Annotated in this window: 2 protein-coding genes; both read left to right on the top strand. The window is 68.3% G+C overall.

Features of this window, described 5'->3' with window-relative positions; translation table 11 throughout:
* Positions 1 to 75: 75 nt before the first annotated feature.
* Positions 76 to 1,947, top strand: a complete 1,872-nt coding sequence (locus AC1D01_RS30615; protein WP_477873148.1) for a DUF927 domain-containing protein — start codon at positions 76 to 78, stop codon at positions 1,945 to 1,947.
* 1 nt (position 1,948) lies between these two features.
* A partial coding sequence (locus AC1D01_RS30620; RefSeq protein WP_477873150.1) for a hypothetical protein occupies positions 1,949 to 2,355 on the top strand: 407 nt, incomplete at its 3' end.

The following is a 2,355-nucleotide window of genomic DNA, read 5'->3' on the forward strand; positions in this document are numbered from 1 at the left end:
GTTGCTGCCATCGTCGAGGCGGCACTGCAGCAGGAGGCGCCGGCCGCTCCGGCCGCGCCTGCAGCTCCTGTCACGGTGGCCGAGGTGCTTGCTGCGTCAGAGGTGCCGGACGACGAGCCCGAGGAAGAAGAGGCAGAGGCAGAGCCCGAGGCCGAGCCTGTGAAGGCACCGAGCCCCGACCGCTTCAGCCTGACGGCGAAGGGCGTGTGGTACATCGCTCGCGACAAAGAGGGCAACGAGAAGCGGCCGGCGTGGGTCTGCTCGCGCCTGGTCGTCGCAGCGCTCACGCGCACTGACGACGGGAACGGCTGGGGCTACCTCGTGCACTTCGCCGACCCGGACGGCAACGCGAAGTCATGGGCCATGCCGTCCAGCATGCTCGGCGGGGATGGCAACGAGTGGCTGTGCCGCTTGCGCGACATGGGCCTGGAGGTGTCGCCGGCCCAAGGCACTCGCGCACGGATCGTGCAGTACATCGACTCGCGCCGGCCTGCGGAGCGAGTGACCTGCACCGACCGGGTGGGCTGGCATGACGGCGTGTACGTGCTGCCCAGCGAATGCATCGGCGAGACGGAAGGCCGCCACTACGTCTTCCAGAGCGAGGCGGGGATGGACGACACCTACCGCAGCGAAGGCTCGTTGGCGCGGTGGCGGGCCAATGTCTCGGAGCCTTGCATCGGCAACTCGCGTCTGATCTTCGCGCTGTGCTGCGCGTTTGCCGGGCCGATGGCACGTCTGGCCGAGATGGAGAGCGGTGGCTTCCACCTGCGCGGCGACTCCAGCATGGGCAAGACGACCGCGCTGCGCCTGGCTGCGAGCGTTTGGGGACGGCCGAGCTACATGCAGCGCTGGCGCACCACCGACAACGCGCTGGAGGCCACCGCGGTGCAGCACTGCGACAGCACGCTGATCCTCGACGAGTTCGGCCAGCTCGACCCGGACGTGGCGGGGGAGGTCGCCTACATGCTGGCCAACGATCAGGAGAAGGGCCGCGCGACGCGCAACGGCTTCGCACGCAAGCGGCGCACCTGGCGATTGCTGTTCCTGTCCTCGGGTGAGGTGTCGCTCGCGCAGCACATGGCATCAGCCTCGAAGACGCCGCGCGCGGGGCAAGAGGTGCGCATGCTCGACATCCCGCTGGACGCCGGCAAGGGCATGGGCGGGATCGAAGAGCTGCACGACTTCAGCGGGCCGGCCGTCATGGCGGATGAGCTCGTGACCGCTGCGGCGAAGAGCTATGGCCAGGCTGGGCGCACCTGGCTGGAATGGGCCTGCAAGCACTACGAAGAACTGCCCGCGCGCCTGGCGGAAATGATCCGACGCTACCGCGACGACTTCGTGCCCGAGGAAGCGGGCGAGCAGGTGCGCCGAGCCGGCGCGCGATTCGCCTTGGTCGCTGCTGCCGGCGAGCTGGCCACAGAGGCGGGCATCACCGGATGGCCAAAGGGCGAGGCTCACCGGGCGTTGAGCCGTTGCTTCAATGCATGGCTCGAGTCGCGTGGCCACGCCGGCAACGGTGAGGACCAAGCGATGTGCCGCCAGGTGCGCCGCTTCATGGAACTGCATGGCGCGGCCCGCTTCACCTGGTGGAATCGTGCGGCCGACGATCACTCGCCGAACACGCTGATGCGCGCAGGCTTCCGGCGACTGGTCGATGCGGCTGGCAAGCCCATTCGCACGAACTCGGACCATCAACGCGAGTTCGGCGAACGCATGCAGCCCGCGGACGGTGAAGGCACGTCCGTTGAGTTCTTCGTGTTGCCGGAAGTGTTCCGCGGCGAGGTCTGTGCGGGCTACGACTACCGCGCTGTCTGTCGCGTGCTGCTGCAGCGCGGACACCTCGAACCGGGCCATGGCGGTCGCTTCGATCGCAAGGAACGCTTGCCCGGCATCGGGTCGAGCACCTGCTATCGGCTGAAGGCCTCGATCTTCGCGGAGGGCCACTGACATGCACATCGCAACTTACGGGGGGATGCCCGAGGTCGACGGCATCGAGATGATGGGCGAGATGCTTGCGCACGTGAAGTACGGCGTTCCTCTCTCTCCTCAAAGTGCGTACCGGTGGGAGCACGTCATCGTCACGTCCGTGCGGCGCGGTGAGCCGCTCGACACGACGCTGGGCCTGGCGGTGGCGGGCCGTCGCACGGTGCAAAGGCGCCTGCTGCACATGCGTCGCGATGAGCAGCTCATGCATGCGGTTGCGACCGTGTTGCCCGACCCTGCGCTGTCGACCTGGGCGCGATGCATGGAGCTGGCGCCGCGGCTGCGCACTTTCGTCGACCGTGAATGGCCCGCAGTGCGCACGCAAGCCGATCCGCGGGACGACTGGCCCGCCTGGAAAGCGCACCTGTTCCG

The sequence above is a fragment of the Rhizobacter sp. P3_B12 genome (assembly GCF_056402895.1).